The organism is Acinetobacter sp. ASP199 (genome assembly GCF_022700675.1).
Classification (GTDB): Bacteria; Pseudomonadota; Gammaproteobacteria; order Pseudomonadales; family Moraxellaceae; genus Acinetobacter.
Window position 1 is genome coordinate 2,177,654 of sequence record NZ_CP062182.1, and the last position, 22,160, is coordinate 2,199,813.

The 22,160-nt window shown below is 42.4% G+C and carries 22 protein-coding genes and 1 tRNA gene; 14 read left to right on the forward strand and 9 right to left on the reverse strand.

The features are described from left to right. Positions 1 to 237 precede the first annotated feature (237 nt). Positions 238 to 618, forward strand: a complete 381-nt coding sequence (locus tag IHE35_RS10320) for a diacylglycerol kinase (protein ID WP_242787295.1) — start codon at positions 238 to 240, stop codon at positions 616 to 618. A gap of 59 nt (positions 619 to 677) precedes the next feature. Here IHE35_RS10320 and IHE35_RS10325 read toward each other — a convergent pair whose 3' ends face one another. After that, the gene (locus tag IHE35_RS10325; protein WP_099338511.1) at positions 678 to 2,279 is read right to left on the reverse strand and encodes an isocitrate lyase; all 1,602 of its coding nucleotides are present in this window, start codon (positions 2,277 to 2,279) and stop codon (positions 678 to 680) included. A gap of 675 nt (positions 2,280 to 2,954) precedes the next feature. Between IHE35_RS10325 and IHE35_RS10330 the strand changes: the two genes are divergently transcribed. The 3 genes from IHE35_RS10330 (at position 2,955) to IHE35_RS10340 (ending at position 5,722) form a co-directional block, all read left to right on the forward strand. Continuing rightward, the gene (locus IHE35_RS10330; protein WP_004814962.1) at positions 2,955 to 3,944 is read left to right on the forward strand and encodes a LysR family transcriptional regulator; all 990 of its coding nucleotides are present in this window, start codon (positions 2,955 to 2,957) and stop codon (positions 3,942 to 3,944) included. A gap of 127 nt (positions 3,945 to 4,071) precedes the next feature. Beyond that, positions 4,072 to 5,397, forward strand: coding sequence for a hemolysin family protein (locus tag IHE35_RS10335; protein ID WP_242787296.1), 1,326 nt, complete (start codon positions 4,072 to 4,074; stop codon positions 5,395 to 5,397). Positions 5,398 to 5,440: 43 nt separating this feature from the next. Then, entirely contained in the window at positions 5,441 to 5,722 is a 282-nt protein-coding gene (locus IHE35_RS10340; protein ID WP_242787297.1) for a hypothetical protein, read from the forward strand. Positions 5,723 to 5,753: 31 nt separating this feature from the next. On the opposite strand, the gene IHE35_RS10345 is transcribed toward IHE35_RS10340, so the two are convergent. Then, positions 5,754 to 6,260, reverse strand: a complete 507-nt coding sequence (locus IHE35_RS10345; RefSeq protein ID WP_242787298.1) for a hypothetical protein — start codon at positions 6,258 to 6,260, stop codon at positions 5,754 to 5,756. A 174-nt stretch (positions 6,261 to 6,434) separates the two neighbouring features. Between IHE35_RS10345 and IHE35_RS10350 the strand changes: the two genes are divergently transcribed. The 3 genes from IHE35_RS10350 to IHE35_RS10360 all read left to right on the forward strand — a co-directional run bounded on the left by IHE35_RS10350 (position 6,435) and on the right by IHE35_RS10360 (position 8,177). After that, positions 6,435 to 7,163 (forward strand): hypothetical protein, encoded by a 729-nt coding sequence (locus tag IHE35_RS10350; RefSeq protein WP_242787299.1) that lies wholly within the window; start codon positions 6,435 to 6,437, stop codon positions 7,161 to 7,163. Between the two features lie 146 nt (positions 7,164 to 7,309). After that, positions 7,310 to 7,395, forward strand: a tRNA-Leu gene (locus IHE35_RS10355). Positions 7,396 to 7,487: 92 nt separating this feature from the next. Next, positions 7,488 to 8,177, forward strand: a complete 690-nt coding sequence (locus tag IHE35_RS10360; protein ID WP_242787300.1) for a hypothetical protein — start codon at positions 7,488 to 7,490, stop codon at positions 8,175 to 8,177. 30 nt (positions 8,178 to 8,207) lie between these two features. Here IHE35_RS10360 and IHE35_RS10365 read toward each other — a convergent pair whose 3' ends face one another. The 5 genes from IHE35_RS10365 to rlmE all read right to left on the reverse strand — a co-directional run bounded on the left by IHE35_RS10365 (position 8,208) and on the right by rlmE (position 12,950). Beyond that, a complete protein-coding gene (locus tag IHE35_RS10365) occupies positions 8,208 to 8,522 on the reverse strand; it encodes a DUF5713 family protein (RefSeq protein WP_242787301.1) in 315 nt (104 codons plus the stop codon). Positions 8,523 to 8,624: 102 nt separating this feature from the next. After that, positions 8,625 to 9,479 carry a dihydropteroate synthase gene (folP, locus tag IHE35_RS10370; RefSeq protein WP_242787302.1) on the reverse strand — a complete coding sequence of 285 codons (855 nt, stop codon included), beginning with the start codon at positions 9,477 to 9,479 and terminating at the stop codon, positions 8,625 to 8,627. 76 nt (positions 9,480 to 9,555) lie between these two features. Beyond that, positions 9,556 to 10,170: a GNAT family protein gene (locus tag IHE35_RS10375; RefSeq protein ID WP_242787303.1), complete on the reverse strand. Its 615-nt coding sequence runs from the start codon at positions 10,168 to 10,170 to the stop codon at positions 9,556 to 9,558. A 110-nt stretch (positions 10,171 to 10,280) separates the two neighbouring features. Further along, positions 10,281 to 12,170: an ATP-dependent zinc metalloprotease FtsH gene (gene ftsH, locus IHE35_RS10380; protein ID WP_242787304.1), complete on the reverse strand. Its 1,890-nt coding sequence runs from the start codon at positions 12,168 to 12,170 to the stop codon at positions 10,281 to 10,283. Positions 12,171 to 12,299: 129 nt separating this feature from the next. Next, entirely contained in the window at positions 12,300 to 12,950 is a 651-nt protein-coding gene (gene rlmE / locus IHE35_RS10385) for a 23S rRNA (uridine(2552)-2'-O)-methyltransferase RlmE (RefSeq protein ID WP_048882412.1), read from the reverse strand. Positions 12,951 to 13,146: 196 nt separating this feature from the next. Here rlmE and yhbY point away from each other — a divergent pair, with 196 nt between their 5' ends. Together yhbY and IHE35_RS10395 are read left to right on the forward strand one after the other, a co-directional pair. Further along, a complete protein-coding gene (gene yhbY / locus IHE35_RS10390; protein ID WP_004814942.1) occupies positions 13,147 to 13,470 on the forward strand; it encodes a ribosome assembly RNA-binding protein YhbY in 324 nt (107 codons plus the stop codon). An 11-nt stretch (positions 13,471 to 13,481) separates the two neighbouring features. Then, on the forward strand, positions 13,482 to 14,021 hold the full coding sequence (locus IHE35_RS10395) for a DOMON-like domain-containing protein (RefSeq protein ID WP_242787305.1): 540 nt from the start codon (positions 13,482 to 13,484) through the stop codon (positions 14,019 to 14,021). Between the two features lie 424 nt (positions 14,022 to 14,445). Here the strand turns inward: IHE35_RS10395 and IHE35_RS10400 are convergent, their stop codons facing one another. Next, positions 14,446 to 14,937, reverse strand: a complete 492-nt coding sequence (locus IHE35_RS10400) for a hypothetical protein (RefSeq protein ID WP_242787306.1) — start codon at positions 14,935 to 14,937, stop codon at positions 14,446 to 14,448. Positions 14,938 to 15,245: 308 nt separating this feature from the next. On the opposite strand from IHE35_RS10400, the gene carA reads away from it, so the two are divergent. The 3 genes from carA (at position 15,246) to greA (ending at position 20,206) form a co-directional block, all read left to right on the forward strand. After that, positions 15,246 to 16,388: a glutamine-hydrolyzing carbamoyl-phosphate synthase small subunit gene (gene carA / locus IHE35_RS10405; RefSeq protein ID WP_242787307.1), complete on the forward strand. Its 1,143-nt coding sequence runs from the start codon at positions 15,246 to 15,248 to the stop codon at positions 16,386 to 16,388. A 13-nt stretch (positions 16,389 to 16,401) separates the two neighbouring features. Then, positions 16,402 to 19,632, forward strand: coding sequence for a carbamoyl-phosphate synthase large subunit (carB, locus tag IHE35_RS10410; protein ID WP_242787308.1), 3,231 nt, complete (start codon positions 16,402 to 16,404; stop codon positions 19,630 to 19,632). Positions 19,633 to 19,729: 97 nt separating this feature from the next. Next, on the forward strand, positions 19,730 to 20,206 hold the full coding sequence (gene greA, locus IHE35_RS10415) for a transcription elongation factor GreA (protein WP_242787309.1): 477 nt from the start codon (positions 19,730 to 19,732) through the stop codon (positions 20,204 to 20,206). Positions 20,207 to 20,284: 78 nt separating this feature from the next. Here the strand turns inward: greA and IHE35_RS10420 are convergent, their stop codons facing one another. Then, the gene (locus IHE35_RS10420) at positions 20,285 to 20,866 is read right to left on the reverse strand and encodes a TetR/AcrR family transcriptional regulator (RefSeq protein ID WP_242787310.1); all 582 of its coding nucleotides are present in this window, start codon (positions 20,864 to 20,866) and stop codon (positions 20,285 to 20,287) included. A gap of 140 nt (positions 20,867 to 21,006) precedes the next feature. On the opposite strand from IHE35_RS10420, the gene IHE35_RS10425 reads away from it, so the two are divergent. Together IHE35_RS10425 and IHE35_RS10430 are read left to right on the forward strand one after the other, a co-directional pair. Further along, entirely contained in the window at positions 21,007 to 21,411 is a 405-nt protein-coding gene (locus IHE35_RS10425; RefSeq protein ID WP_242787311.1) for a RidA family protein, read from the forward strand. A gap of 100 nt (positions 21,412 to 21,511) precedes the next feature. Continuing rightward, on the forward strand, positions 21,512 to 22,138 hold the full coding sequence (locus IHE35_RS10430) for a CatB-related O-acetyltransferase (RefSeq protein ID WP_242787312.1): 627 nt from the start codon (positions 21,512 to 21,514) through the stop codon (positions 22,136 to 22,138). Positions 22,139 to 22,160 lie beyond the last annotated feature (22 nt).

A 22,160-nucleotide genomic window follows, 5' to 3' on the forward strand; every position in this document is an offset into this window, starting at 1 on the left:
GAGTTTTACAACTGAATCAGCTGTATGGATATTCATTGAGATAGTACCTAAACACAAGTCATTCTCACATAAAAATACGTACAAATATAATTCGTGAAGAAAATATGTAGGCTGAAGTAAAAGCATGAATTTGTTGAATGATCGTTTTTTACTCTCAAATGTATTTTTTTAACGTACAATAATCTTCCATATAATAAAAAATGCCTTACTGGCTCTAGTTATAATTAAAAGAAAACTATGACTCAATCTCCATTATCACCCTTTAAGGGTAAAAGCGGTTTTAAACGTATTACCAATGCCACTGGATATTCCTTATCCGGCTTTAAAGCTGCCTATCTCAACGAAGCAGCATTTCGGCAAATTGTACTGATTAATAGCATTCTCATTCCTGTCTCATTTTTCTTAGACGTGAATGCATTTGAACAAGCATTAATGATTGCTGTATGTTTACTCGCTTTGATCGTAGAACTATTTAATTCAGCGATTGAAGCTGTAGTTGATCGAATTTCTTTAGAAAGACATGAACTTTCTAAAAATGCCAAAGATATGGGCAGTGCAGCTCAGTTTGTTGCTTTAGCAATCATCTTCTTTACTTGGACAATTATTCTTTTACATTAATTTAATTACAAAAATAAAAAACCCTGCTTGCGCAGGGTTTTTTAGAATCGATTCAGTGCTTATGCAGAGAATTGATTCATTGTGTTTTTCGCATCGTCACCCGCTTTAAGAGCGTTGTCACCAGCGAAGATTTCTTTGTGGTCATCACCAATGTCAGAACCAGCCATTGCTTGGTGTTTCACACAAGCGATACCGCCGCGGATTTCTTTACGTTGAACGCCAGCAACATAAGCCAACATACCTTCAGAACCGAAGTAACCTTGAGCAAGCTCGTGAGTAGAAAGAGCAGCTGTGTGGTAAGTAGGCAGAGTGATCAAGTGGTGGAATACACCCGCTTCACGAGAAGCATCTGCTTGGAATGTACGAACTTTTTCGTCAGCTTCAGCAGCTAATTCAGTGTTGTCGTACTCAGCGCTCATGAGTTTAGCACGGTCGTATGCAGATACGTCTTTACCTTCAGCAACCCAACGGTCGTACGCTTGTTGACGGAAGTTTAAAGTCCAGTTGAACGATGGAGAGTTGTTGTAAACAAGTTTCGCATTTGGCACAACTTCACGTACACGGTTAACCATGTGAGCGATTTCAGCTACGTTTGGAGTCGCAGTTTCGATCCAAAGAAGGTCAGCACCGTTTTGCAGGCTAGTTACACAGTCAAGTACAACGCGGTCGATTTGAGTGCCTTCACGGAACTGGTACAAGCCAGAAGCAAGACGTTTTGGACGGTGAAGTTTACCATCACGTTTGATCAGGATTTCGTCTTCAGTCGCTTCAGAGATGTCAATTTCTTGAGTGTCTAAGTAGCTGATGTATTGAGAAGCGATGTCACCTGGCTCTTTAACCACTGGGATTTTTTGAGTCAAGTCAGCGCCTTCAGAGTCAGTACGTGCAACGATGATACCGTCGTCAAGACCCATTTCAAGGAATGCATAGCGAAGCGCGTGGATTTTCGCGATGAAGTCTTCGTGTGGAACAGTTACTTTACCAGCTTGGTGACCACATTGTTTCGCGTCAGAAACCTGGTTTTCGATTTGAAGTGCACAAGCACCCGCTTCGATCATTTTCTTAGCTAGTAAGTAAGTAGCTTCTTCGTTACCGAAACCAGCGTCGATGTCCGCAATGATTGGCACGACGTGAGTTTGGAAGTTGTCGATTTGTGAAGTGATTTCAGCAGCTTTAGCAGTGTCACCAGCTTCTTGAGCTTTTTTAAGTGAACGGAAAAGATCGTTCAATTCTTTCGCGTCAGCTTGACGTAAGAAAGTGTAGATTTCTTCGATCAATGCAGGAACAGAAGTTTTTTCGTGCATAGATTGGTCAGGAAGTGGACCGAATTCTGAGCGAAGAGCTGCAACCATCCAACCAGAAAGGTAAATGTAGCGACGTTCAGTAGTACCGAAATATTTTTTGTTCGCAATCATTTTTTGCTGTGCGATAAAACCGTGCCAGCAGCCTAGTGATTGAGTGTATTTGCTAGAGTCAGCATCATAAGCAGCCATATCACGACGCATAATCGCTGCTGTGTATTTTGCAATGTCTAAACCTGTTTTGAAACGGTTCTGAAGTTGCATACGCGCAGCATCTTCAGGACTGATGTCTGCCCAAGTGTTGCCGAACTTCGCTTTTAATTCGCGGATTGCATCAATCGCTGTTTGATATGTAGTCATGATATATTCCTGTAATAATATTAGGATTTTTCTGCAACGTTGTTCTAAAACCAGACCCTCAAAACTTTGTTTAGATTTTAGTCAGCTCGTTGCGATGGTTAGAGATTAGATGCAATAAAAAAATTAATCCAATATTCTGAACGAATTATCATTATTTATTTAAAAAATATGTAGATGAAAGTCTAATTATATATTAATCAAGTTTCTATAAGTTACTGTATTTAATATTTTATTTTTAAATTTTCGAAATTTATTTCTGTCTAAAACTTCGGCAATCTGGACATAAAATATTCATTAGACTTAAGTCTTGACTCGCTTGGTAAGCTGGTTTTTTTGATCTTTTTTGCCAATCTTTTACTATATTTTGGGAAAACCAAATTCACGCATAACTTTATAATTCACACAATTTATCCACCATTTATTCCTAACCTACTTCTTAGTCTGACCTCCTTCTTCACCTACCTGATTTTAGCTAAAAATAGGCATCCAGTTTGACCCTGTAATTGACCGAATTGACAGACAAAATCCAGACTTGATTTATGAGCTCCCTCTGCTAAAAATGAATAAAAATTGCTGCAAAATCGGTGGCTTTTTTTTCATCAGCCACATACACAAGCCGCAGTACTTATGGCATAATCACTATAATTTCATGATTTTATTTTCGGTATTTTTTTTATGAATCTGGAGCGGGTCGATCTCAATCTATTAATTTATCTTGATGTACTTCTTCGCGAAAAAAATGTTACACGTGCAGCTGAGCAACTGGGCGTTACCCAGCCGGCCATGAGTAACATTTTGCGTCGTCTGCGCAATTTATTTAATGATCCCCTCTTGATCCGTTCTTCTGAAGGAATGACACCGACTGAACGCGCACTGGAACTGCAACCACGTATTCGCGATGCTCTGTCTGATCTATCCATGATTCTGGAACCCCGTACCGAGTTCCGTCCTTATACCTCCAATCGCGTCTTTCGCATCATGACTTCAGATTATGCTGAAGCCACACTGGTACCACGCCTAGTAAAAGCACTCCGTTCGGAAGCGCCGAATGTGGTTCTGGATTTCCTGACCCCAAGTGATGTGTCGTATCGCGACATGGAACAAGGTAAGGTCGACCTGGCAATCAACCGGTTCAATGAAATTCCACAAAGTTTCCACCAGGTCCTGGTTTGGCGTGACAGCTTTTCTTGTCTGCTAAATAATAAGCACCCTGCTGCTGGCAATCTGAACCTGAAAAGCTATCTAGATGCACAGCATATCTGGGTATCTAAAACCGGCATGGGCGTAGGTTTCGGGGTTAATCCTGAGAAACAGGCTGGGCTCGGCTGGATTGATCAGGCACTGGAACGTATTGGTCAAAAGCGTAAGATTTCGGTGTTTACCCGACATTATCAAATGCCGGGACTTCTTGCATCGAATGTGGATCTGGTTGCTACGTTGCCAACCCGTATCGCCCGCTTACAGGCCAAGAACCATAACTTGCTGCTAAAAGATCCACCGTTCTATATTCCAGAATTTGAATTGAAGATGGCTTGGTGTCCATTGCTGCATCATCATCCGGCGCATCGCTGGTTACGTCAGCTAATTCTGTATGTGGCGCGTCAGATGATTGAAGAAGAGAATCGTGAATTTATGCAGAATAATTCGCAATTTTCACCCTATTAATTTGAATTTCGAATAAATTCTTATTTTTTAAGCTTATACTGTAAGGACTTGAGATCTGTTTTTACACCTCAAGTCCTTTTTTGTGTTAAAAATATTCCAAGATAATATCAATCCACAGGTGGATTACGTGAGCCTCTTTCAAAACATCGTGATTATCTTAATACTCATCGCGGGGGCTGGTTTTTTATCACTGACTGAAATCGCACTTGCAGGTGCCCGCAAGGTCAAACTTAAAATTTTGGCTGAGTCAGGCGACCTCCGTGCCCAGAAAGTGCTGGATTTACAGGAAAACTCAGCAGACTTTTTTGCTGCCTCCCAAATTGGCTTAAATGCTGTCGCTATTCTCGGTGGTATTCTAGGTGAAGGCGCCTTTCGTCCTTATATCGCTGCATTTGTATCTCGTGTACATGATGGTCCTTGGACCCAGAACATCAGTTTTGCTCTGTCCTTCACATTGGTAACTTCGTTATTTATTCTATTTGCCGATCTGATGCCGAAACGTCTGGCTATGATTGCACCGGAAAAAATTTCAGTTTCTGTCATCAACCCGATTCAAGTTTTTATTAAAATCTGCAAGCCATTGGCTTGGGTAATTAATGCCATTGCAAATTTGCTGTTCCGCTTATTTAAAGTCAACACAATCCGTGACGACAATATTACCTTTGCAGATATCTCTGCGGTGATGGATGCGGGTGCTCAAGCCGGCGTACTGCAAAAGCAGGAACATCACTTTATTGAAAACGTGTTTGAACTTGAAGAACGTAACGTCCCTTCCAGTATGACTACACGTGAAAATGTCATCTTCTTTACCCTGACTGAAGCCGAAGATAGTATTCGTCAAAAACTAGCGCAATATCCTTATTCCAAATTCCTGGTGTGTAATGAAAATATCGACCAGGTCATTGGTTACGTCGATGCCAAGGATATTTTAGTTCGTATTCTAAATAACCAGAAAATCAATCAGCTGAATGAATCAACCATTCGTAATGTGTTAATGATTCCAGATACCCTGACCTTATCTGAGCTGCTCGACCGTTTCCGCTCTAGCAAAGAAAAGTTTGCAGTGGTGATCAATGAATATGCACTGGTTGTCGGTGTAATTACCCTGTCTGACATTATGATTACTGTAATGGGTGACTGGGTGACCCCAATGGAAGAAGATCAGCAGATCTTCAAACGCGATGCTGATTCATGGCTGATTGAAGGCAGTACACCAATTGAAGACATGAAGCATGCCTTAGGCATTGATGAAATGCCTGAAGAAGAAAATTATGAAACCCTGGCTGGCTTCATGATGTACAAGCTGCGCAAGATTCCACGTCCGGCGGATATTGTGATTCATGCAGGTTATAAATTTGAAGTTGTCGATGTCGATCATTTCAAAATTGACCAGCTGCTGGTGACTCGCCTATTAGGGCCTAATAAAAATACTACCGAAGAAGAATCAGATTAATCTGATTCTTCTTGAATTAAAACGATAAAAAGAAAGGTTAAATATGAGTATTACTGCAATCGTTGCATGTTTCAGTTTTTATTCCGCCCTATATTTGATTTATTACTTTTTTTCAAAAGTACAAAATCCATTATTTTTATTTTTAGCGGTGGGATTATTGATTTTCGCCTGCATGATCACCCCTTACGGTTATGAAAGACGTCGAAAAAGTTACGATAACACCATGCTATTTGAACCTTTTTGGGTTATTTATCCTTTAATCACATGGTGGCGTTTATTTATTTGGCCTGTACGAGGTCTACTTCGCTGGATTTACGACCATTAAAAAAGCACCCTAAGGTGCTTTTTTATTTGAATTAGTATTTGCTAATTAAGGCATCTAATACGGCTTGGTAGTGAATACGGATATCATCTTCCAGAATTTTATAAGCATTATCGAACTGCACCATTGGCCAGCCTTCTTTCCAGAATGGGAAAATATTATGCAGGTCATGTGTCACGATTGCATCTTCACGCACAATGGCCTGTGCGATCTGTGCCAATACAAATGCAGTTTCCGCACCATCAATCGCCAGGTAGTCAATACCACGCGCTTTTAAAATACGAATACGGTCTTTCTTATAACGAATCTTTTTGATCTGAGCTTCATTCAAATGCAGCGCGATAGACACTGCTTCAACAAATTTTTCTTCAAATGACTGATTTAATTTAACCAGCGCCTGCTTATGCGCTTCCTGACGACCCGCTTTACCACCCTGACGAATAGCTTCTTTCGCTTCGGTATCTAATTCATCATTTTTCATTGCCTGTAACAGGTCAAGAATTTCGATGTCACTTAAAGTCTCAGGAGATTGATCAGTCATGAACTGCCCTTACAAATAATATCTACAATGGACTATTTTCGCATAATTCCCGGGCAAAAAGATAAAATCCTGCTGTAAGTGAGATGATTTAATTGCGCCTTACAATTTTTCTGAAAAATTCAGCAATTTACTTTATAGTAATCTGACTCATCTATCCTCCTGCCCGACCTCTACATGCAAAACCAACAAGTCAATGTGCTGCTTCAGCAACTTCAGCTGCTCTACCCGGCGGCGTTTAAGCACAATTACCTGTTTTATAGCCAGATCAAGACCAGAGGCGTACTGGATGACCGTCGTGAATTTATTCCCTGGCTCTTGGCAAGCATGATTTTCGTGCCAATCAGTTTGGTACTGAAAGATATTTTCCTGAGTAATTTTACAGAGCTTAGCAACTTTCAGGCACATGCCTATGCCATTCTGGCAATTTTGCTGTTTCTCATGCTGATTGTTCCATTGGTCATTAAACAGATTCGACATTCTTCGCATTCACTTTATCAACTATTAAGACATAGTCCGGTCAAACTTGCTGTAGTCGTAATTCTGTCTGCCCTGAATATTGAATTTTTACAAAGTCAGTTTGTGATGTGGGCGCTCCTGTTCTTTGGTGTCAGTTTTGGCTTCGTGCGTTTTTATAAGGAAAATCTGTTTCGCCAAAATAGTCAGGACAGTGAATATTATCAGCTGCATCAACTGCGTCGTGTCTGTTTCTGGGCATACAAACAAAGTCTGAAAACCCGATTAAAACTCTATATGACTTCGGCAAACAACCCCGAATATGAAGTACTCAAGCGTCAGCTGAACCGCTATGCAGATCTGTATAGCCAGTTATTCAAAACTGAGCACCAGTACTGTAAACGCATTAAACATATTGATGTGGACAGCTATCTGGACGAAGTACTGTAAATCTGTAAATTTATTGAAATTTAAAGCTTTAAATAAGATCAGCTTTGCTTTCTTTTTAATTTTAATGGCCAAATTGACTGAAAATAAAACAAATAATAAGAAATCATCTTGCCAAGTTCTCTCTGCTCATCTATGATGGCGCGCATGCCCGAGTGGTGAAATCGGTAGACACAGGGGATTTAAAATCCCCCGCCCACAAAGCGTGCCAGTTCGAGTCTGGCCTCGGGCACCATTTTGATTCAGCTTAAAATGGTGCAAATGCAGAAACCCAGCAATCCGCTGGTTTTTTTGTGCCTGAAATTCAAAAATAGAGTGTGCCTCCTTATGTCCGCACCCCGCTCTTTCGATCTAGCCAAATTACAGTTACGCCATCCTGATGCATTCTTTTGCAGACTCAGCTACAGCCGCTATAAATATTTTAATCAAACTATTGATCCATATTTATATTTACGTATTGGTATTTTGATGCTGATTACCGGATTTTGTGTTCTGTGCTTTTCCCTGCCTTTTTATCCGGACTTTATGGATTCAAAGAATCAGGCCATTAGTGCGGGTACGATCGTACTCATCGGTATGCTCTATCCTTATATCTGGCGTGCCCAGTTTCAGGCCAAGTACAGCTCTGTACGCTACGCAAAGCGCCTGCAATCCTGTTTATATATTCAAACCTTGATTGTTGTTCTATCAATTATCAATTATCAGTATTTCCATTCAGCGCTCATAGCTTTACCTTGCCTGGGCCTACTGGCTTTCAGCAGTTTTATCGCAGTTTTAATTGAGCCAGGCTTTAGAAACTCTACGCGCAGTACCCAGCTGGTACGTTTGCAGCACATCCGCCAATTAGCTTACTGGTCTTATCAACAGTCGCAAAGCAAAGAACCGGAACCTGGGCCACTGCAAAAGGATTTAAAAAAATATTATCTGGAATTACATCAACGCTGCATGCAGGAAGAACAGAAACTGCTAGATGAAATTCATTATAAAAATTTTAAAGAAGCATTTTTAGATCATTAAAAAAAGCCCTGTAAAAACAGGGCTTTTTTCTTACCATTCACGGGTGGCGACCAGCTCTTCCATTTCAATTTGAAAGTATCCCTGTTCCTGTACCACCATCATCATGGCTTCAGCAATATAATCTGCTGCGGTATCATCTAAAGAGGAATCCAGGTCTTCAAACTGTGGCTTCATTTCATTAATTTCTGCCACAGTCGCATTGGCAAACTGATAAATCTCGTATTCAGATAAACCAGATTTTGTCACCTTTTTGGCAAAGCGTTCGATGTGCTGCTTTACTTCAGCAACCAGAATATCGGGATAATATTCATCATCGAACATTGGGAGAAGTAAATCTGCAAACATTACAGGCACTCTAAAACCATATTAAAAATTAAGCGTGCCCTATATACCACATTGCCACTTAAAAGCCAAACAGCGCACCGCCTGGCTATAATCAGCAGCTCATTAAACTGCGGCTTGCATGGCCTTCCAGACTTTAATCGCATCTGCAGTTGCTTTCACATCGTGTGCCCGTACCATGCAGGCACCTTGTTGAATACTCAGCAAATGTGCTGCCACTGATCCCACTGCGCGCTCTACAGCTTCTGCCCCGTTCAGTACCTGTCCAATAAAGCGTTTACGTGACAGTGCAGACAACATTGGATAGCCGAGTTGATTCAGTTTGTACAATTCATTCAGTAGCTTAAGATTCTGTTCGGCATTTTTGGCAAATCCAAAACCGGGATCAATCATAATATGCTCAGGTTTTACCCCTGCATCTAAAGCATCCTGCACCCGCTGTTTTAATTCTGCAATGACATCAAGCGTGACATCTTCATACTGATCCAGATTATTCATCGTCGTAGGTTCACCACGCATATGCATAATGATCACAGGAATATCCAGCTCAGCAGCTGTTGCCAAAGCATTGGGGCGCGTCAGTGCACGAACATCATTCCAGATATGTGCCCCAGCCTTGACTGCAGCTTTAATTACTTCTGGCTGTGAAGTATCAATTGAAATGATGACATTGTGCTTGGCCAGCTCTTCAACTACTGGCACCACACGGCGAATTTCTTCTTCTACTTCGACCGCTGATGCGCCTGGACGGGTCGACTCACCACCGACATCAATCACAGTTGCACCTTCAGCCATCATTTCCAATGCGCGGGCGACTGCGGCATCTTTCGAATTATGTTTGCCTCCATCACTGAATGAATCCGGTGTGACATTCAAAATTCCCATCACATGCGGCTGAGACAGATCCAGTTTTAAGTGTCCAAATGTCCATATGCGTGGTAATAACGGCATCAGCTGCATGTTTTTATCCTAAATCCAATAACCCGCGTATTGTCGTATGGATAGCACTATAAAGCAAAGCTGAATCGATTCAGAACTAGATTTCAAACTGCTGTTTATTGGAGTATTGCATCAGTCGGGATTGTAGTTGCAATTTCACATCCGCCCATTCACTTTCCAAAATACTGTAGATATAACTATCCCGAACTGTCTGACCATCCTTACGCAGCATATGACATCGAATGACGCCATCCCGTTTCGCTCCTAGAGCTTCTATGGCTTTTTGACTTGTTAGATTCAGATGATCAGTGCGGAAGCCCACGACCTGAGCATTAAGCTGCTCAAAAGCATGACTCAATAAGAGATATTTACAGACCCGATTCACATAAGTACGCTGATAGCGCTGTGCATACCAGGTATAGCCAATATAAAAGCGTGGAATTTCAGGTTTGATATCATGATAACTGGTGGTGCCAATTGTTCGGCCAGATATTAAATCGATCACAGCAAAAGCCATCCTGGTGCCCTGCGCCTGTTGATCAAAAGCCAGCTGTACATATTGTTTTAACTTGCTCAAGTAAGGTACAGAATTATAAAGCACATCACCTAGGTTTCCTTCAGCACAAGCTGCTTCTAAATCTGCAAAATGTTCCCAAGTCAGCGGCTCTAAACGTAGCTGATAAATACTGGATTCTAAAACTGGCAGCTTCATTTTTATATTTGCTCATTGGCTTTTATTAGTTCAATATAACATTCAGCTAAAACAATCCAAATTATGGATATAAAAAAACCACCCGAAGGTGGTTTTTTTATATTTTCAGTTTAGTTCGCTGGTAATGGCGGAGGAGTCAATGGACCATCCTTCGGTGTTACATCAATCACAGGATTTTCAGCAACATATACCTTTGGTGGCTTAGGCTCACGACCTTCCATGATGTCACGAATTTGTTCGCGATCAATGGTTTCCCACTCAAGTAATGCTTTCACCATTGCATGGGCAATATCTTTGTTATTTTCAAGGATATCGCGTGCAACACGGTATTGCTCATCAATAATACGACGAACTTCAGCATCGACTTGTTGCTGCGTTGCTTCTGAAATACTACGGCTACCGATGCTGCCCATGAATGACTGTTGAGAGTCCTCTTCATAGACCATGACACCCAATTTGTCAGACATACCGTATTTGGTCACCATCGCACGCGCAAGTTTGGTTGCACGTTCAAAGTCGTTTGAAGCACCTGTCGACATCTGGTTAATGAAGACTTCTTCAGCAATACGGCCCCCAAACAAGATAGAAAGATCATTCAACATCTTGTCTTTGTAATGACTGGTTTGGTCGTGTTCAGGCAACTGCCATGTTACACCCAATGCCCAACCACGCGGCATGATGGTTACCTTATGCACAGGGTCTGTACCTGGCAGCATTTCAGCAACAATCGCATGACCCGCTTCATGGTAAGCCGTTGCACGACGCTCTTCTTCACGAAGCACCATCGATTTACGTTCAGGACCCATGTACAGCTTGTCTTTCGCATCTTCAAAGTCGTGCATATCGACAGTATTCTTGTTACGACGTGCTGCAAATAATGCTGCTTCGTTTACAAGGTTCGCCAACTGGGCACCAGAGAAACCAGGTGTACCACGAGCCAGGACTTTAATATCTACGCCCGTTGTAGAAGGCAGTTTCTTCAAGTGAACATTCAAGATTTGTTCACGACCTTTGATGTCTGGCAAGCCCACCATGACTTGACGGTCAAAACGGCCTGGACGAAGTAAAGCTTTATCCAGTACATCGGCACGGTTAGTTGCCGCGATCACGATAATGCCTTCATTGCCTTCGAAACCGTCCATTTCTACCAGCATCTGGTTCAGTGTCTGCTCACGCTCATCATGACCACCACCAGTACCTGAACCACGGTGACGACCAACAGCATCAATCTCATCGATGAAGATGATACATGGTGCATGGCGTTTCGCCTGTTCAAACATGTCACGTACACGAGATGCACCGACACCCACGAACATTTCTACGAAGTCAGAACCGGAAATACTGAAGAATGGGACTTTTGCTTCACCTGCAATCGCTTTTGCAAGCAGGGTTTTACCTGTACCTGGAGGGCCCACCATCAGGACACCCTTAGGAATAGTCGCACCCAGACGTTTGAATTTTGCTGGATCTTTCAGGAAGTCAACAATTTCGACCACTTCCTGTTTTGCTTCATCACAACCCGCAACGTCAGTAAAAGTCACTTTAATCTGGTCTTCAGACAGCATTTTTGCCTTCGACTTACCGAAGCTCATCGGGCCATTCTTGCCGCCTGCACCGCCACCCATGTTGCGCATAAAGAACATGAATAACAAAATGATTAAGAGCACAGGGAAACTTGCGATAAGCAACTGCATCAACAAGCCTTGGCGTTGTGGTGCAGTACCTTCAACAACCACGTTGTTCTTGATGAGATTTGGCATCAGTTCAGGATCCTGAACTGCCGGGCGAATACTTTCAAACTCGGAACCATTTGATTTCTCACCACGAATTCTTTCGCCATCTATTGTCACTTGCTTAATCTGGCCGTCATTCACCGCTGCAACGAACTCTGAATAGTTCATTGTTGTCGGCTGATTGCGATCACTGACGTTGCTGAAGATGAGCACCAGCACACCCAGTATCACGAGCCACAATACGGCATTCTTAAAAAGATCGCTCAAAGCTTTATTCCCATTTCCAATCTAATTTGATCATGCCCTCGCGGGTGACCTTAATTTCCAAGTTTGTTCAACTTGCAATTATTAAAAACGTACAAAATGCACAATTTTTAGCGTGTTGGCAAGTAGACTTTATTTCGAAGCCTTCTTGCGCCCCTGCCCCACCAGAAAGACTTCTTTCGAGCGAGCACGCGATGCAGCTGGTTTTACGGTTTTCAGAACATCAAAACTATTGACCACTTCCTTACGGAATTCATCAAAGCCAGTGCCCTGGAAGACTTTAACAATAAACTGACCTTTAGGACCTAAAACCTTATTGGCAAAGTCGAGGGCCAGTTCACAGAGATAGATCTGACGCGGTTGATCTACAGCCTTATTACCTGATGTATTGGGGGCCATATCGGAAATTACAACGTCTACCGTACGTCCATCTAAAATATTTAACAATTTATCGAACACTTCCTGCTCACGGAAGTCACCTTGCAGGAAGGTCACATCTGGCAGTGCATCCATTTCCAGGATATCCGATGCGATCACCAGACCTTTGGAACCGACCAGTTTACCGGCGATTTGCGACCAGCTTCCTGGTGCTGCCCCCAGATCGACAACCGTCATGCCTGGCTTGATGATGCCGTATTTTTCCTGAATCTCAAGAAGTTTATATGCAGCACGTGCCCGATAACCTTCTTTTTGCGCTTTCTTCACATAAAAGTCATCGAGATGCTCTCTCATCCACGCACGACTACTTTTGGATAACTTCTGGTTGGTAATGCGTGTTGCCATAACTCTCTAAATAAAAAAAACTTCCAATTATTAATTGTACGTGAAAAACACATGATTTGCAGTATTGATCTGTATCTAAATCTAAGTCAGTTGGTTGGATTTTTTATGTGATGGCGCCGATTATTTCCTGAGAATTTAAAGCGTTTGTTTTTTGCTTTTGCTATACTAAGCCGTTTTAAAAATCAGGTTATCTCTCATGGCGTCTTTATCTATTCAGGAACGTAAACGTTTACGTCAAATCGGACATGCATTAAACCCAGTGGTAATGCTTGGTGACAAAGGCCTGACTGAAAACGTGATCGAAGAACTTGAGCGTGCGCTGAACGACCACGAACTGATTAAAGTGAAAGTTGTGGCTGAAGATCGTGAAGCACGTGCTGTTCTCATTACTGAAATCGTTGAAGCAACAGGTGCTGAAATCGTACAAACCATTGGTAAAATTGCGTTGCTTTACAAGAAAGCGCCGAAACAGAACCAAAAACTGTCTAACCTTGTTCGCTTTGCGCACTTGTCTAACTAAGTTCAGGATCTATGGCTAGTTACGAACTGAATGCATTTGATCGTCGTTTTCAGGCGATCTCGCTGGTTGGCGCGATTGAACAACAAGGCCCATCTACATTGAATGTGGGTTTTTGGCTCCGCGATCCGAACCAGTATGTGCTTTGGCCTGAACTGGTCGCAGCACACCCCCGTCAGGATTTCCTCTGGGAACAGACGTGTTTTGAAATTTTTATTGGGGTAAAGGACGAAGATTTTTATCGCGAGATTAATCTCTCTCCTTCTCAGGCCTGGCAGGCCTATCAGTTTGAAGAATACCGTTATCCGGAAGAAATGCCTCCTCAAGCGGCTTATGATATCGACCTGAACCAGCTCAAGCGAACCCATTATGGACTTAACGTCAGTCTGGATCTAACCGATTTCATGGCACTGAACAAGCTAAAATGGGCTGATCTGTTCCTTGGTCTGTCTGCTGTATTGAAAACTTCTCAAGGCGATCAATACTATGCCATGCATCACAGTAGTCCAGAGGCAGACTTCCATAACAAGCGTGACTGGTTGCATGTGTTCTAGGATTTAAATCCTATCCTGTAACATACAGGTAACGAAAATATAAAAAACGTGAGGCCCATCGGTCTCACGTTTTTATTTTGCCTTAATTAAGGGTAAATGGATTAGTGATGTAGTTTTGCATTTCTCTGTACTGCTGTCACAGCAGCATAAAAGATCAGAATCATAGTAATCGTAATAATGGAAATTGCGGCCTGTAAAACACTGAGATAACTTAAACTCAGTATTACCATAGCAAGATAGGCTAGACGGCTTTTCCAGGTCTCAAGATTCAGAACCATGATCAAGGCGATTAGCAATATTGCCGCAATAAGATGATGTTACATCATGACCCCCTATTTTTGTTTTATGAGTCAGTGTTGCGCCCAACGCAAAAGGAGAACTGATCTGTTCCCCATTGGCTGCTTTTTTTTGTTTTGTTGCTTATTTAACTTTTTAGATCAGTTTCTTTTTCTTCGTTTTCTCCTTTTACAACGACGGGTTTAACTTTTTTCAAAACTTCAATCGTACTGTCTTTAGAGCGTTTTAGGGTATCTGCCAGATGATCCTTATGCTTGGTCGAAATCTGGGTAACATCTTCTTTTAATTCTTTACCAAGTTTCGATAGATCATCAATCACCGCATTAAATTCGGTTTTTATAAAGCTGGTCAGTTCATTCAACTCTTTTTGTGAACCAAATAACTGCTCTTTCAGGGTGTCAATGCGCTGTAGCAAATCCTGCTTAAACTGGGTCAGCTGATCAGTCACAGTATTGCTGAGTTTTTTTACTTCAGCTTCAATATTTTCTTTGCTTTCGCCAAGCGTTTCCACTGCCTGCTCTTTCGCCTCTATTGCTGCTTTTTCAAGCTGCTCGGCAGATTCAGTGACAACGACATTCAGATTTTTTTTAGATGTTGTAGTTTTAGTTGTGGTAGCCATGTCTTTTGCCTTTAGTTATGTTTTGACGATTTCATATTAGTAAATTCGATAAAATTTAAGACTTGATTTGTCTGACAATTATTAAATGGTTACATTTTTCAACATTGATCATGAAACAGACTTTCAAGCAAAAAGCAAGCCATTTATCTCATACTTTTGCAGCAAAGCTATTGGACTTAGCAGGTGTTACTGCGTATAATGCCGTGTTAAGTTCAAGCGAGCAGACATAGGAGGGTAGGTTTAAAAATTAACCTTCCTTTTTTTTCGTCTACTCGCTTTTTTACAGCCTAAATTTCAGGAGCTTTGGTTTGAGCACCCCAGCAATTTTAGCCCTTGCCGACGGAACTATCTTTAAAGGTACTTCGATTGGCGCATCGGGTTGTACGACTGGTGAAGTCGTTTTCAACACTGCCATGACTGGCTATCAAGAAATTTTGACTGATCCAAGTTATGCACAGCAGCTTGTAACTTTAACTTACCCACATATCGGTAATACGGGTTGCAACGAAGAAGACGCAGAATCAGGTCGTATTCATAAAGTATGGGCAAACGGTTTAATTATCCGTGACCTTCCTTTATTACACAGTAACTTCCGTGCTGAACAATCACTAGGTGAATATCTAGAACAGCACAATGTAGTGGCTATTGCTGACATCGACACGCGACGACTCACTCGAATTTTGCGTGATAAAGGTGCACAAAACGGTTGTATCCTTGCAGGCGAAAACATCACTGAAGAAGAAGCACTTGAAAAAGCACGTGCATTCGGTGGTCTGAATGGTTTAGACCTTGCAAAAGAATGCTGTGATCCTGAAGGTTTTGAATGGACTGAAGGTTCATGGACTTTAGGTAAAGGCTTCGCTCAACCAGAATTTAAATTCCATGTTGTTGCATACGATTACGGTGTCAAAACCAACATCCTACGTATGCTTGCAGACCGCGGTTGTAAATTGACTGTGGTACCTGCGCAAACTCCTGCTGCTGACGTACTTGCACTGAATCCAGATGGCGTATTCTTATCGAACGGCCCTGGCGATCCAGCTGCATGTGACTACGCAATTGAAGCTGTAAAAACAATTGTAGAAGATGCCCGCAACGTACCAGTATTTGGTATTTGCCTGGGTCACCAGATTCTTGCGCTTGCAAGCGGTGCTAAGACTGTGAAAATGCCTCATGGTCACCACGGTGCCAACCATCCTGTACAGAACATTGAAACTGGTACAGTGATGATTACTTCTCAAAACCACGGCTTCGCAGTGGATGAAAGCACCTTGCCTGCGGCATTGCGTGTGACTCATCGTTCACTGTTTGATGGTACCAACCAGGGTATCCATCGCACAGACAAACCTGCATTCAGCTTCCAGGGTCACCCTGAAGCAAGCCCTGGTCCACATGACTGCGCACCATTGTTCGATCATTTCATCGAACTTATCGAAGCATCTAAGAAGTAATTAAGGAAGCATCATGGCTAAACGTACAGACATTAAAAGCATCTTAATTATCGGTGCTGGTCCTATTGTGATTGGTCAGGCGTGTGAGTTTGACTATTCAGGCGCGCAAGCGTGTAAAGCGCTTCGTGAAGAAGGCTACCGTGTTATTTTGGTCAACTCTAACCCGGCAACCATTATGACTGACCCTGCAATGGCAGATGCAACGTATATCGAACCGATTACTTGGCAGACTGTTGCAGCAATCATTGAGAAAGAACGTCCAGACGCAGTTCTTCCTACAATGGGTGGTCAAACTGCATTGAACTGTGCCCTTGCCCTTGATGAGCACGGCATTTTAGAAAAATACAATGTTGAACTGATCGGTGCGACTAAAGAAGCGATTGAAAAAGCTGAAGACCGTAAACTGTTTGACGAAGCAATGCGTAAAATTGGTCTTGAATGTCCAAAAGCTGACATTGCCGAGTCAATGGAAGAAGCTTTAGAAATTCAAGCACGCTTTGGCTTCCCTGTAATTATCCGCCCTTCATTCACCATGGGTGGTTCAGGCGGTGGTATCGCTTACAACAAAGAAGAATTCATTGAAATCTGTGAACGCGGTTTCGATCTTTCTCCAACCAAACAATTATTGATCGATGAATCTTTAATTGGTTGGAAAGAATACGAGATGGAAGTTGTTCGTGACAAAAACGACAACTGTATCATTGTATGTACTATTGAAAACTTCGACCCAATGGGCGTGCACACAGGTGACTCAATCACTGTTGCGCCTGCTCAAACGCTTACAGACAAAGAATTCCAGTTACTTCGTAATGCATCTTTAGCTGTACTTCGTGAAATTGGTGTAGAAACGGGTGGTTCTAACGTTCAGTTCGGTATTTGCCCGAAAACTGGTCGTATGGTCGTGATCGAGATGAACCCACGTGTTTCTCGTTCTTCTGCCCTTGCATCTAAAGCAACTGGTTTCCCAATTGCGAAAATTGCGGCGAAATTGGCTGTAGGTTACACGCTTGATGAGTTGAAAAACGACATCACTGGCGGTACGACTCCTGCATCATTCGAACCTGCAATTGACTATGTAGTTACCAAGATTCCTCGTTTCAACTTCGAGAAATTCCCACAAGCTGACGCAACTTTAACTACACAGATGAAATCTGTGGGTGAAGTAATGGCAATTGGTCGTAACTTCCAAGAGTCTATGCAAAAAGCCCTTCGTGGTCTTGAAGTGGGCGCTTGTGGTTTTGACGAAAAAATCGAAGTGGGTACTGAAGGCGCACGTGAGAAAATCTTACAAGAGCTTAAAGTTCCAGGTCCAGAGCGTATTTGGTACGTGGGCGATGCATTCCGTCACGGTTTCACACTAGACGAAGTATTCGCTGCGACAAACATTGACCGTTGGTTCTTGATCCAAATCGAAGACATCATCAAAACTGAAAACCAAATCAAAACTTTAGGTTTTGGTGACTTGAATGCGGACAACATCCGTGCATTCAAACGTAAAGGTTTATCAGATCTTCGCATTGCGAACTTGATGGGTATTTCACAAAAGCAATTCCGTAAACACCGTTGGAATCTGGGCGTAACTCCAGTTTATAAACGTGTGGATACATGTGCTGCAGAATTCGAATCTGATACAGCATACATGTACTCAACTTACGATGAAGAGTGTGAAGCGAACCCGTCTGCTAAAGACAAGATCATGGTGATCGGTGGTGGTCCTAACCGTATTGGTCAAGGTATCGAATTCGATTACTGCTGTGTACACGCTGCCCTTGCAATGCGTGAAGACGGCTATGAAACTATCATGGTGAACTGTAACCCTGAAACTGTTTCTACCGACTACGACACATCAGATCGTTTGTACTTCGAACCAATCACTTTGGAAGATGTGCTTGAAATCGTGCGTATCGAGAAGCCTAAAGGCATTATCGTTCAGTACGGTGGTCAAACTCCATTGAAACTGGCACGTGCTTTAGAAGAAGCTGGTGCGCCAATCATTGGTACATCTCCAGACGCGATTGACCGTGCAGAAGACCGAGAACGTTTCCAGCAAATGATTCAACGTTTACAACTTCGTCAGCCAAACAACAGCATCGTTAAATCTGCTGAAGAAGGCATGTCTGAAGCTGCGAAAGTTGGCTACCCACTTGTGGTACGTCCATCTTACGTACTTGGTGGTCGTGCGATGGAAATCGTTTACAACGACGAAGAATTAAAACGCTACTTACGTGATGCAGTTCAAGCATCTAACGAAGCACCAGTTCTTCTTGACCGCTTCCTAGATGACGCAATCGAGGTTGACGTAGACTGCGTATCTGACGGTAAAGACGTTGTGATCGGCGGTATCATGCAGCACATTGAACAAGCGGGTATTCACTCAGGTGACTCAGCATGTTCGATTCCTCCGTACTCTCTATCTCAAGAAGTACAGGACGAAATGCGTCGTCAAACCATCGCAATGGCAAAAGAGCTTGGCGTAATCGGTTTGATGAACGTACAGTTTGCTGTGAAAGGTACTGACGTTTACATCCTGGAAGTGAACCCGCGTGCATCACGTACTGTACCGTTCGTTTCTAAGTGTATCGGTGAATCTTTAGCGAAAGTGGCTGCACGTTGTATGGCAGGTCAATCTCTTGAGTCGCAAGGCTTCACTTCAGAGATTATTCCTGAACACTTCTCTGTAAAAGAAGCAGTGTTCCCATTCAACAAATTCCCTGGTGTTGACCCAATCCTTGGCCCTGAAATGAAATCAACAGGCGAAGTAATGGGTGTTGGTAAAACATTCGGTGAAGCATTCTACAAAGCTGTACTTGGTGCGAATGAGCGTTTACCTGGTCTACCAACAGAAGGTGAAGTGAAACGCGCATTCATCTCTGTACGTGACTCAGATAAAGCTCGTGCAGCAGGTATTGCAAAACAATTGATCGACCTAGGCTTCAAGATTCTAGCAACTGATGGTACATTTAAGGTCATTAGCGAAGCTGGTCTGGAATGTGAACGCGTGAACAAAGTAGCTGAAGGTCGTCCAAACATCGTGGACCGTATTAAAAACGGCGAAATCCACCTTGTGATTAACACGACTGAAGGTAAAAAAGCGCAAGAGGATTCATTCTCGATCCGTCGTTCAGCGCTTCAAGGTAAAGTGTATAACACAACTACCTTGAATGGTGCGGATGCAGTATGCCAAGCTTTAGCGATTAAATTGCCGATGGATGTATATCGTTTGCAAGATTTAACAGTAGGTTAATTCGTTACTGAGAAGTCCCGCCACCTTCTCGGTGGCGGGCTTTTTTTCATTTATACACTTTGTATTTTACTTACATACCTAATTTTGAGGGACAACTATGCAACGTTATCCTATGACTCCTGAAGGCAAAATCGCCTTAGAGAAAGAATTACATCAATTGAAAACTGTTGATCGCCCACGTATTACAGCAGCAATTGCTGAAGCGCGTGAACATGGAGATCTAAAGGAAAATGCAGAGTATCATGCTGCACGTGAACAACAGGGCTTCTGTGAAGGTCGTATTCAGGACATCGAAGGTAAACTTGGCGCTTGCCAGGTGATTGATGTTAAAGCGCTGGAACAAAACGGTCGTGTTGTATTTGGCGTGACAGTGACCATTGAAAATCTGGACACTGAAGAACAAAAAACTTACAAAATTGTGGGTGATGACGAAGCAGACTTTAAGATCAACAAGATCTCTGTGAACTCTCCGATCGCACGTGGCCTTTTAGGTAAAAACGAAGGCGACGAAGTGAAAATCGTGACACCACAAGGTGAAGTAGAATACGAAATTTCCAAGGTTGAATATATCTAATTTTTATTTAGATATTTTTAGGCTGTAAAACCCCTCGCTTGAGGGGTTTTTTATTAATCCTGAAAATTTCTATCGGTTTTATTTTAAAAAGCCAGAAGCCAATGCTTCAAATGCCTGTAAAGCCTGAGGTAAAACCTGTGCAGGATCATCGCTGGATGCCACCCACAGTGCTGCATTCATGGCTGCGCCATTTAGCAAGACCGCGGTAGCAAGCGCATCGACTGGTTTTAATCGACCTTCAGCCAGTAACTGTTCTACGCATTCACGTGTTGACTGCAGGCATTTATTCTGACTTGGCCAATGTGCTGGATCACCCAATACTGCCGGGCCATCGCGTAGCACAATGCGTTGAAACTCAGCATTTAATGCATGTTCGATATAGGTGCGCCCTTCCAGCATCAATCCATCCCATAGATCATCAGGCTGCTCCAGATATTGCTGGGCAGATAAAGCCATCTCTGAATCAATTTGATCAACCACCGCAGCAAATAAGCCCTTTTTATCACCAAAATGATGATACAGCGCTCCACGGGTCAGCCCTGCTTCTGCCGTGAGTTTATCCATTGAAGTATCTGCATAACCATATTCCCCAAATGCACGGCGTGCCACTTGAATCAGTTTTTTACGGGTTTCGGCCATTTTTAATTCACGAACAGACATTTCTATTCCCACTTCAGCATTGCAAAAATTTTAATTGACATACGCCCCGTATGTCAATTATGTTTACATACGAAGCGTATGTGAAACTATCAAACGCTTTAAGAAAAAATTTTCATCGTAACTTTTTAAAGAGAATAGCCATGACTAGAACTGCAATATTTCCTCAAGACCGCCATGCCCTGTATGAGCAACATGGTTATTCTGCTGCAATTAAATCGCAAGATTTACTCTTCGTTTCTGGTCAGGTTGGTAGCCGTGAGGATGGTTCACCTGAACCAAATTTCGAAAAACAGGTAGAACGGGCTTTTGAAAATTTAGCTGCGACATTGGCAGCAGCTGGTTGTACTTTTGATGATATTGTCGATGTCACCACTTTTCATACCGATCCTGAACAGCAGTTTGAAAGTATTATGAAAGTTAAGCAGCAAGTGTTTAATCAAAAGCCTTACCCAAACTGGACGGCTGTAGGCGTGACCTGGCTGGCTGGTTTTGATTTTGAAATTAAAGTAATTGCCCGTATTCCTACAGCATCTACCACAGCTTAATCATTGTTTTATGCGTGCGCGAATGTCTTTTAGATATTATTCAGCAAGTTTAGACGCCGATTAGGTATAATTTCTTATTCCTTATTTTTGTATCTTCCTTATGGCTGAAAAGTTAATTAATTCTCCTGTAAAGCATTGGTGTGAGTTCGAGTTCATCTCAAAAACGGTGAAGAATCCGAATATTCATATCAAGGGGAATTATAGCTATTACTCGGCTTACTGGGATCAGGGTTTTGAGCGTTGTGTCGTGCGTTATCTGCATGACAAGCCAGCCACACCAGAGAAACCGATTGACCAGCTTTATATCGGTAATTTTGTCTGCTTTGGTGCAGAATGCGTGATTATGATGGGTGGCAACCAGTTACACCGTACCGACTGGATTTCTGCGTTTCCATTCGATACACGCAGTTTTATGCCTGCGGGTGATACTGTTATTGGTGATGGTTGCTGGATTGGCTCTCGTGCCATGATCATGCAAGGTGTAACGCTTGGCGAAGGTGCTGTGGTGGCAACAGGTGCTGTAGTAACGAAAGATGTGCCACCTTATGCTGTTGTCGGTGGCGTACCTGCGAAAATTATTAAATATCGTTTCCCTGAAGAAGATATAGAAAAACTGCTTTCACTTAAGCTCTATGACTTAGATGAAAAGCAGTTTTTAAAGATGCGTGAACAGTTGCAGACGGATGATGTGAAATCACTGCTTAATTATGTACAAAGTTTGATCTAAACATTATATTTAATTCAACCCA

Excerpts from the sequence above, each read along its gene's own strand:
- IHE35_RS10395 (WP_242787305.1), top strand. The coding sequence starts at position 13,482 with ATGGCTAGTTACGAACTGAATGCATTTGATCGTCGTTTTCAGGCGATC.
- IHE35_RS10420 (WP_242787310.1), bottom strand. The coding sequence starts at position 20,866 with ATGTCTGTTCGTGAATTAAAAATGGCCGAAACCCGTAAAAAACTGATT.
- IHE35_RS10320 (WP_242787295.1), top strand. The coding sequence starts at position 238 with ATGACTCAATCTCCATTATCACCCTTTAAGGGTAAAAGCGGTTTTAAA.
- IHE35_RS10400 (WP_242787306.1), bottom strand. The coding sequence starts at position 14,937 with ATGGCTACCACAACTAAAACTACAACATCTAAAAAAAATCTGAATGTC.
- IHE35_RS10345 (WP_242787298.1), bottom strand. The coding sequence starts at position 6,260 with ATGACTGATCAATCTCCTGAGACTTTAAGTGACATCGAAATTCTTGAC.
- IHE35_RS10360 (WP_242787300.1), top strand. The coding sequence starts at position 7,488 with ATGTCCGCACCCCGCTCTTTCGATCTAGCCAAATTACAGTTACGCCAT.
- IHE35_RS10325 (WP_099338511.1), bottom strand. The coding sequence starts at position 2,279 with ATGACTACATATCAAACAGCGATTGATGCAATCCGCGAATTAAAAGCG.
- IHE35_RS10375 (WP_242787303.1), bottom strand. The coding sequence starts at position 10,170 with ATGAAGCTGCCAGTTTTAGAATCCAGTATTTATCAGCTACGTTTAGAG.
- rlmE (WP_048882412.1), bottom strand. The coding sequence starts at position 12,950 with ATGGCAACACGCATTACCAACCAGAAGTTATCCAAAAGTAGTCGTGCG.
- folP (WP_242787302.1), bottom strand. The coding sequence starts at position 9,479 with ATGCAGCTGATGCCGTTATTACCACGCATATGGACATTTGGACACTTA.
- IHE35_RS10425 (WP_242787311.1), top strand. The coding sequence starts at position 21,007 with ATGACTAGAACTGCAATATTTCCTCAAGACCGCCATGCCCTGTATGAG.
- IHE35_RS10350 (WP_242787299.1), top strand. The coding sequence starts at position 6,435 with ATGCAAAACCAACAAGTCAATGTGCTGCTTCAGCAACTTCAGCTGCTC.
- IHE35_RS10365 (WP_242787301.1), bottom strand. The coding sequence starts at position 8,522 with ATGTTTGCAGATTTACTTCTCCCAATGTTCGATGATGAATATTATCCC.
- IHE35_RS10430 (WP_242787312.1), top strand. The coding sequence starts at position 21,512 with ATGGCTGAAAAGTTAATTAATTCTCCTGTAAAGCATTGGTGTGAGTTC.
- carB (WP_242787308.1), top strand. The coding sequence starts at position 16,402 with ATGGCTAAACGTACAGACATTAAAAGCATCTTAATTATCGGTGCTGGT.
- greA (WP_242787309.1), top strand. The coding sequence starts at position 19,730 with ATGCAACGTTATCCTATGACTCCTGAAGGCAAAATCGCCTTAGAGAAA.
- yhbY (WP_004814942.1), top strand. The coding sequence starts at position 13,147 with ATGGCGTCTTTATCTATTCAGGAACGTAAACGTTTACGTCAAATCGGA.
- IHE35_RS10330 (WP_004814962.1), top strand. The coding sequence starts at position 2,955 with ATGAATCTGGAGCGGGTCGATCTCAATCTATTAATTTATCTTGATGTA.
- IHE35_RS10340 (WP_242787297.1), top strand. The coding sequence starts at position 5,441 with ATGAGTATTACTGCAATCGTTGCATGTTTCAGTTTTTATTCCGCCCTA.